The sequence below is a fragment of the Myroides sp. LJL115 genome (assembly GCF_054871665.1).
Window position 1 is genome coordinate 1 of record NZ_JBTXLS010000075.1, and the last position, 7,672, is coordinate 7,672.

The following is a 7,672-nucleotide window of genomic DNA, read 5'->3' on the forward strand; positions in this document are numbered from 1 at the left end:
TTAGAGTTCGGATTATTGGCAATCGCACAGAATATTAGAAAAAGAGTGGCATAAAATGCCTCTTTTTACACCAAAATACCGAAAATATATTTTTCCAATGTCTGAGCTTCGCATATTTAGAAAAATACCGAAAATCACACAGACGTAAAATGCAATAAAATAGGGCTGCCTCTTTTTCTTTAGAGACAGCCCCTTTTATATTAATTATATCTTGATAGGCTTGGTTTTACAGGTTCTTTATACATTTAGGGTAAAAGTATACTAAACTATTAAAAAGAACGCTTAAATCCTTTAAAATAATATAATCTACAGTGGCTAAGGCAAACATTCAAAAAGCATAAGATAGATTGGTGCTATGTAGAGGTATTTTTAATTTGAAGGTCTTTATTTGAAAAGCTAAATAATTGAAATGTAACACATTATGTTTTGTTTTGTAAAAAATATTTAGTACTTTTATATAACGATTCACCCTTTGAAGATAAGGGAGAGTTTCAACATATAGCGGTAGGGTAAGCGTTTTGACACTTCTGTCCGTAGTATTTGGAAAAAGAGAGATTTTAATGTAAAGGAAAAATTCTCAATCTATGACAACCACTTTTATAATCTCAAGACCCTTATACTCTACACTTGCGAGGCCTTTTGCGACTTCAAAGGGCCTTGTTTATTTTAATAACTTTCCTTTATTAGACTAAAGATAAAAAATGTAAATAATAACAGTATATATAAGCAAAAAAAGCCTGGTGACTAAATCACCAGGCTTTTTTTTGCTTATATAAGATAACTGTTTTATGTTGTAGGTCTGTTTTTTGCCGTAGCCCATAGGTAGATTCCCACTAAAATAAACGGTAAGCTTAGCCACTGACCAGTTGAAAAGACTCCCAGAGATTCTTCAAAACCACCTTGACTTTCCTTGACAAACTCTACAATGAATCTAACCAACCATAATAGTACTAAAAATACACCAAAGATATACCCAAGCTTTTTGCCTGCATCGGTTTTCCAATAAAGAAAATACACAACAATAAATACTAACACATATCCAAATGCTTCATATAATTGAGCAGGATGTTTGGCTACGATCATATCTAAATATGCAGAGTATTGTGAGTCATTTGCAATGGCATAATAAGCCTTGTTATGATCGGCAAGTCCTGTTAATTGCATAGCTTGTCCTGGAGATATTTGATCTCTAATAAAACGTACACCTGTAGCTGCTTGAGTAGGGATACCTACAATTTCAGAATTAAAGAAGTTTCCAAGTCGAACAAAGACTCCACCAATACTCACAGGTATAGCTAATCGGTCTAAAATCCAAAGTAAAGGTCTGTGGATCACTTTTTTACTGTAGTAGTACATCACTAAAATAATAGCAATAGCTGCACCATGGCTAGCTAATCCACTAAAACCTACAATTTGAAATTCAGGAGAGAAGCGAACTGGGGAAATAATTTCAAATAAATTATTTTTATAGTAAGCCCAGTCATAAAAAAAGACATGACCTAATCTTGCACCAAGTAGAGTAGCTATAACAGTATAGATAAAGAGCTTATCTAAATTCTCTACGCTTTCTCCCTCTTTGTCATATATTTTTTTCATTAAAAACCAACCTAAACCAAATGCTATAACAAACATTAAGCTATAGTATCTTAAAGGAATAGGTCCTAGATTAATGCCCTCGGCTGGATTCCATAGAATAGAAAGTGGATGTATCATAAATATTATAAGTGTTAAAGGCTAAAAGTAATAAAATATTTCCAATAAGAATATCAAAATATGCTCTTAGTGTTATGGAACCGGATCATAACCACTTTTACCCCATGGGTGGCAACTCAATATGCGCTTAATAGAGAGCCAACCACCTTTAAAAAGGCCATGTTTCTTTAAGGCTTGTAGGGTATAAGTAGAGCAAGTTGGACTATATCTACAGGCAGGTGGAAATAGGGGAGAGATAACTATTTGATAGAATCTAACTAGAACTATAAAAGGGAATATTAAAATCTTCTTTAGCATAATATAGGTATATAGAACAAAAAGCTATAAGTGACCTTATAGCTTTTTATATTTAAATGGAAAAAGTTGTTCCTTCTTTACCGTCTTTTAAGGTAATGCCTAACTTGTCTAGTTCATCCCTTATTTGATCACTCATAGCAAAATCTTTATTAGCTCTTGCTAAGTTTCTCATTTGGATTAACAAATTAACTGTACCTTCTAATTGGTCGTTGTTAGCTTGTTGTTCTTGGGGATCCTCTAGGCCTAAGACATCAAATACAAAATCATGCATTGTTGCGCTTAATAGAGTTAAATCGCTTGCTGTTATTTTTTGCTTAGATTCTTTTATAAGGTTAATCATCTTAACCCCTTCGAATAAATGAGCAATTAAAATCGGACTGTTAAAGTCGTCATTCATTGCTGAATAACATTGCTGTCTCCATGTTTTAATGTCTACAGTACTTTCAGAGGCAGTAGGTAGGTCATTTAATAATTTAATGGCATCCATTAAACGTGAAAAACCTTTTTCTGCAGCTAAAATAGCATCATCAGAGAAATCCAAGATACTTCTATAATGCGCTTGTAAGATGAAAAAACGTGCTACACTAGGAGCGAATGCTTTACTTAAAATAGTGTTTTCTCCAGAGAAAAGTTCTCCCGGTAATATATTATTACCAGTAGATTTAGCCATTTTTTTACCATTTAAGGTAAGCATATTAGCATGCATCCAATAGTTTACTGGCGTATTTCCATTACAAGCTTGATTTTGAGCAATCTCACATTCATGGTGAGGGAATTTTAAATCCATTCCTCCTCCGTGAATATCAAAATGATTACCTAAATATTTTGTACTCATTGCAGTACACTCTAAATGCCATCCTGGGAAACCATCCCCCCAAGGAGAGGGCCAGCGCATAATATGTTGTGGTTCTGCATTTTTCCAAAGAGCAAAATCTAAAGGATTTTTTTTATCACTTTGACCATCTAAATCCCTAGTATTAGAAATTAAGTCTTCAATTTTACGACCACTTAAAATCCCATAATTATGGTCGTTATTGTATTTTAAAACATCAAAGTAAACCGATCCATTTACTTCATAGGCATAACCATTTTTGATTATTTCTTGAATTACTTGGATCTGTTCAATAATATGTCCTGTTGCTGTAGGCTCAATGCTAGGAGTAAGGTTGTTGAATTGCTGAAGAATATTATGAAAATCTATAGTATACTTTTGTACAATTTCCATTGGTTCGATTTGCTCGATTCTAGCTCTTTTTGCAATTTTATCTTCTCCTTCATCTACATCATCTACTATATGACCCACATCGGTAATATTGCGAACATAACGCACTTGGTAGCCCAAGTGTTTTAAGTAGCGATATACCAAGTCAAATGAGATAAAAGTTCTACAATTACCTAAATGCACATAGCTATATACAGTAGGTCCACACACGTACATACCTACTTTTCCAGGTAAGATAGGGGTGAATACTTCTTTAGTTGAAGTAATAGAATTATAAACTTTTAATTGTTGCTCTTGATATAATGCCATAGTCTTATTTATGTATTTTAATTAGAACTTAGTTTCTAATTTGATGTAATCTAAAAATTCTTTACGAACATTTTCATCTTGGAATTTACCTCCAAACTCAGCAGTTACTGTACTACTTTCAATATCGCGGATACCACGAGAATTAACACATAGGTGTTTAGCATCAATGATACAAGCAACATCTTCTGTATTTAAAACGCGTTTTAATTCATTTACGATTTGAATAGTAAGTCTTTCTTGAACCTGTGGACGTTTTGAATAATAGTCTACAATTCGGTTCATTTTAGATAAACCAACTACTGTACCATTAGAGATATATGCAACGTGTGCACGTCCAACGATAGGTAATAAGTGATGCTCACAAGTAGAATAAACAACAATGTTTTTCTCTACAAGCATTTCACTATATTTATATTTATTATCAAATGTAGAAGCACTTGGTTTTTTTGCCGGATTAAGACCACCAAACATTTCTTTAACAAACATTTTTGCTACACGATTTGGAGTTCCTTTTAAGCTATCATCTGTTAAGTCTAAACCTAAAGTATTTAAGATGTTTTCAACGTCTTTTTTAATTAACTCAATTTTCTCCTCGTCTGTGCGATCAAATGCATCACCTCTTAATGGGGTTGCATCACTAGAAGCGATGTGGTTATCACCCATTTCGTCGTGAAACTTTTCGTTGATATTCATTATGTTTCTTTTTAATTCAAATTGTTATAAATCGGTACAAATATAAATAATAATTACAGATAATAAGGTCTAGTAATTCTATAAATACTATGTAGTAGGTGTTTTTTAATCTAACTACTTGTAGTACATGTCTTTAATTGATTTTATTCAAGAATTTTAGGCATCCTTTATCTGGTTTTACATAGTCAATTTTAGTCTTGTACAAAATTTTGAAATAAAACCTCTTATTTAAACCCCAACTTAGCAAGTTGTATTGTTGTCTATGTAATAACCCTTTGCACTTACCTAAGGGAATCTAACTTCCCATTAAAGGCAAATGTAAAGGGCTTTATTTGCTTATTTATATTTTGGATAAGAGGATTATTTGTCCTTGTTATTATCAGTTAAAAATTCATTGAAAATCTTGATACTATCAATCGGATCTGGCATACCCATAGGAGCATTCTCCCTTTCGTAATGTTCTACTAAAATATGGAGGACTTCCAATTCGTCTTTTTGTTGTTCATCTAAGGTAGATTCCTCTAAAAGTTGAATTTTCACTAAGGCCATTTGATAGTCTTTTTGATTTTTAATAGGTTTCATAGTCAATATTTTTATAGTTTATTTTGGTATAACCTAAAAGTACATCAAAATGATCAAGTAGCCTAATGCATTGGCAAAAGATTAGCTATTAGATCTTTTATTTGTTTGAATCTCACTTAAAGCGATGGTGTATGCTATAGTGTTTTACCCAGGGGGGTAATAGGAGAAAAAAGGAAAAAGTTCTTTTATTGGAAAAATAGTACTAGTTTAGGCCAAACTATCAACCTTAATCAATTTAAAAAATGAAAAAAACGCTAGCTTGCCTTTTTATTTTAACTGCTAGTTTAGTGGCTAAAGCACAAGATGGAAGTAAAGAGTTTATGCAAGAATTGCATAAACATTGTCACAAAGCCTACCAAGGAAAGGTAGTAAGTTCTCCTGTACCTTCGGATTTTGATAATAAGGAATTAATCATGTATGTGAGCTCATGTGAGCCAGGACAGATAAAAGTGCCTTTTTTTGTAGGAGATGACTTGTCGCGTACTTGGGTATTTACTGTAAAAGGAGATAAATTGGAGCTTAAACACGACCACAGAAAACAAGATGGTACTCCCGATGAAGTGACTATGTACGGTGGGACAACAAGCCATAGTGGTTCAAAAGAGATACAATTTTTCCCAGCAGATCAATATACTAATGATATGTTACCTGGGGCAGGGGCAAATCTTTGGTGGGTAACTCTTGATGGAGATACCTTTTCTTACAATTTAAAAAGAGTTACTTCTGAAAACGTTTTCAATGTTGTTTTTGACTTATCTAAGCCAATTTCTACAGATAAAAGACCATGGTAAAATAAAAAAAAGGGGCTATCTCATAAAAGTTACTTCGCTGTCATTCAGGAATAATTTATTAGGTATAATTTATATTTCAGATTAAATAATTAAATTATACTATGTAAAACACGACATTGTATAAAACAAAAAAAGGGGTTGTCTTCAATTGTGAGACGCCCCCTTTTTGTTTGTGTGCCCAGCATGGTCAGTAACTCTAGGGTGCAAGTTTCAAGCACGCCTTTACAACGGGAAGTGTTAGCCAAATGCAAGGGTGTCCATAGCGAGGTGGAGTCAGAAACAAGCGCTAGGTAAACCCTTGACCTTATCAGTAGAAACTATATCAGGCTCAATAATATCGGATAAGGTTGCAAAACAAACTAAAGTCCAAAGTTGTACGGAGATATTTAGGGTAAATATAGCAGGTATATGAAGGGAAAGTTACTGTTCTTACCTGGGGAGGTCTTACAGACATAGGAAAGTTTTCTTTTTACAGAACTATGGATAACAATTGCTGTAAGAAGTCAGCAGAGGTCATAGTAGGTATGAATACAAGCTTGGCAATACCAAGAAGTCTTACGAAATACTCAAGGCCCGAGCTTAATTTAAATGACTAGTAAATGAATGTTACCTAACAAAGGCAGGAATGCAGAAAATATCAAAATATATTGATAACTACCCTGAAAAGGATAGGACGGAATCCGAAAGTTATCAAGACAGTGCAGACCTTTATTGGGATAACTGAAAACAACCTCATGGAAGTACCTTTAAATAGCGAAAATCTCCTTGCTCAAATTCTTAGCTCCAACAATATGACCTTAGCCTACAAAAGGGTTAAGTCTAATAAAGGAAGCTATGGAATCGACAAGTTATCTACGGAAAACTTGCTAGAGTGGCTCCGCAGTAACAAGGAGTCATTAATCCAATCCATAAATGACGGGAAATATTCTCCTTTAGCCGTTCGCCGAGTTGAAATACCTAAAGAAGGTGGGAAAGTTCGGCTACTTGGAATACTAACTGCAGTAGATAGAGTAGTGCAGCAAAGTATTGCTCAGGTATTATCTCCTATCTATGAAAAGGAGTTTCACTCTAGTAGTCATGGGTTTAGGCCTAAAAGAGACTGTCATACTGCTTTAAAAGGAGTAAAGAATCACCTAGATAAGGGATACCAGTTCGTGGTAGGCTTAGAAAAGTAAAATTCGAAGAGAGTATTTTAGGTGCTGCTCAAGGAGGTCCCTTAAGTCCTTTACTTGGTAATATTATGTTACATGAATTAGACATGGAACTTGAAAGGCGAGGACTGCGCTTTATACGTTATGCGGATGACTGTTTAATCTTCTGTAAAAGTAAAAGAGCTTAACCAGGTGAAAGAAAGTATCACTAAGTTTATAGAAGAAGTACTTTATGTTAAAGTAAATAAAGAAAAAACAACTACTGGTTATATCAAGGGAAAGAAATTCCTAGGATATAGTTTTTATGTAACCAAAGGTAAAAAAATGGGCCTTCTATGTCCATCCCAAAAGTTATAGTAAACTCAAAAGAAAGGCTCAAAGAAATTACAAGTCGTAACAACGGAAAAAGATATGACAAATTAAAAGAATCCTTAAGACTATTCTAACAAGGATGGGTGTCGTATTTTGAACTAGCAAACATGTCAGCAAAGATTACAAGTATAGATAAATGGGTTCGTTTTCGAATGCGTAAGTTTATATGGAAGAGTTAGAAGAAAATAGGAACAAGAATGACAAATCTTAAAAGAAGGGTTAGGAGTCTGTTGTAGTCAAGCTTATCAGTGGGCAAATACTCGTAGAAGTTATTGTCGAACGGTCCTGATATTTATTCTAGAGACTACATTAAATAAACAAGTACTAAAACGAGCAGGCTATACATCTTTAAACGACATCTACTTAAAAGTATCGCAAAGTTAAGAACGGCCTTGGTACGGAATTGTATGCCAGGCAATGTCATTAAGTTAAGGAAAGATTATATGTTAATTTTCTGATTTTTAGGAGACTTATTATTTCTTCTTAATCTACTTTTATCTAAATCTCTAGGCAGCGATCTGCCAGGTCTAATAGGTATAGTA

General features: G+C 33.7%; 9 protein-coding genes. 4 read left to right on the top strand and 5 right to left on the bottom strand.

What is annotated here, in order from left to right; all coding sequences use genetic code 11:
* Positions 1 to 786: 786 nt before the first annotated feature.
* From lgt to ACYSNX_RS12695, 5 genes are all read right to left on the bottom strand, one after another.
* Positions 787 to 1,713, bottom strand: coding sequence for a prolipoprotein diacylglyceryl transferase (gene lgt / locus ACYSNX_RS12675; protein WP_461755029.1), 927 nt, complete (start codon positions 1,711 to 1,713; stop codon positions 787 to 789).
* 72 nt (positions 1,714 to 1,785) lie between these two features.
* Positions 1,786 to 2,010 carry a membrane protein insertion efficiency factor YidD gene (gene yidD / locus ACYSNX_RS12680; RefSeq protein ID WP_461755030.1) on the bottom strand — a complete coding sequence of 75 codons (225 nt, stop codon included), beginning with the start codon at positions 2,008 to 2,010 and terminating at the stop codon, positions 1,786 to 1,788.
* Positions 2,011 to 2,062: 52 nt separating this feature from the next.
* Positions 2,063 to 3,541 (bottom strand): cysteine--tRNA ligase, encoded by a 1,479-nt coding sequence (gene cysS / locus ACYSNX_RS12685; protein WP_461755031.1) that lies wholly within the window; start codon positions 3,539 to 3,541, stop codon positions 2,063 to 2,065.
* A gap of 21 nt (positions 3,542 to 3,562) precedes the next feature.
* Entirely contained in the window at positions 3,563 to 4,234 is a 672-nt protein-coding gene (gene folE / locus ACYSNX_RS12690) for a GTP cyclohydrolase I FolE (RefSeq protein ID WP_461755032.1), read from the bottom strand.
* Between the two features lie 360 nt (positions 4,235 to 4,594).
* On the bottom strand, positions 4,595 to 4,816 hold the full coding sequence (locus ACYSNX_RS12695) for a hypothetical protein (RefSeq protein WP_461755033.1): 222 nt from the start codon (positions 4,814 to 4,816) through the stop codon (positions 4,595 to 4,597).
* A 242-nt stretch (positions 4,817 to 5,058) separates the two neighbouring features.
* On the opposite strand from ACYSNX_RS12695, the gene ACYSNX_RS12700 reads away from it, so the two are divergent.
* The 4 genes from ACYSNX_RS12700 (at position 5,059) to ACYSNX_RS12715 (ending at position 7,309) form a co-directional block, all read left to right on the top strand.
* On the top strand, positions 5,059 to 5,607 hold the full coding sequence (locus ACYSNX_RS12700; protein WP_461755034.1) for a hypothetical protein: 549 nt from the start codon (positions 5,059 to 5,061) through the stop codon (positions 5,605 to 5,607).
* A gap of 734 nt (positions 5,608 to 6,341) precedes the next feature.
* Positions 6,342 to 6,782 (top strand): reverse transcriptase domain-containing protein, encoded by a 441-nt coding sequence (locus ACYSNX_RS12705; RefSeq protein ID WP_461755035.1) that lies wholly within the window; start codon positions 6,342 to 6,344, stop codon positions 6,780 to 6,782.
* Between the two features lie 65 nt (positions 6,783 to 6,847).
* Entirely contained in the window at positions 6,848 to 6,946 is a 99-nt protein-coding gene (locus ACYSNX_RS12710; protein WP_461755036.1) for a hypothetical protein, read from the top strand.
* Between the two features lie 291 nt (positions 6,947 to 7,237).
* Positions 7,238 to 7,309 (top strand): hypothetical protein, encoded by a 72-nt coding sequence (locus ACYSNX_RS12715; RefSeq protein WP_461755037.1) that lies wholly within the window; start codon positions 7,238 to 7,240, stop codon positions 7,307 to 7,309.
* Positions 7,310 to 7,672 lie beyond the last annotated feature (363 nt).

Bases quoted from the DNA above. Each gene is read 5' to 3' on its own strand.
- lgt (WP_461755029.1), bottom strand. From the start codon at position 1,713: ATGATACATCCACTTTCTATTCTATGGAATCCAGCCGAGGGCATTAAT.
- yidD (WP_461755030.1), bottom strand. From the start codon at position 2,010: ATGCTAAAGAAGATTTTAATATTCCCTTTTATAGTTCTAGTTAGATTC.
- cysS (WP_461755031.1), bottom strand. From the start codon at position 3,541: ATGGCATTATATCAAGAGCAACAATTAAAAGTTTATAATTCTATTACT.
- folE (WP_461755032.1), bottom strand. From the start codon at position 4,234: ATGAATATCAACGAAAAGTTTCACGACGAAATGGGTGATAACCACATC.
- ACYSNX_RS12695 (WP_461755033.1), bottom strand. From the start codon at position 4,816: ATGAAACCTATTAAAAATCAAAAAGACTATCAAATGGCCTTAGTGAAA.
- ACYSNX_RS12700 (WP_461755034.1), top strand. From the start codon at position 5,059: ATGAAAAAAACGCTAGCTTGCCTTTTTATTTTAACTGCTAGTTTAGTG.
- ACYSNX_RS12705 (WP_461755035.1), top strand. From the start codon at position 6,342: ATGGAAGTACCTTTAAATAGCGAAAATCTCCTTGCTCAAATTCTTAGC.
- ACYSNX_RS12710 (WP_461755036.1), top strand. From the start codon at position 6,848: ATGTTACATGAATTAGACATGGAACTTGAAAGGCGAGGACTGCGCTTT.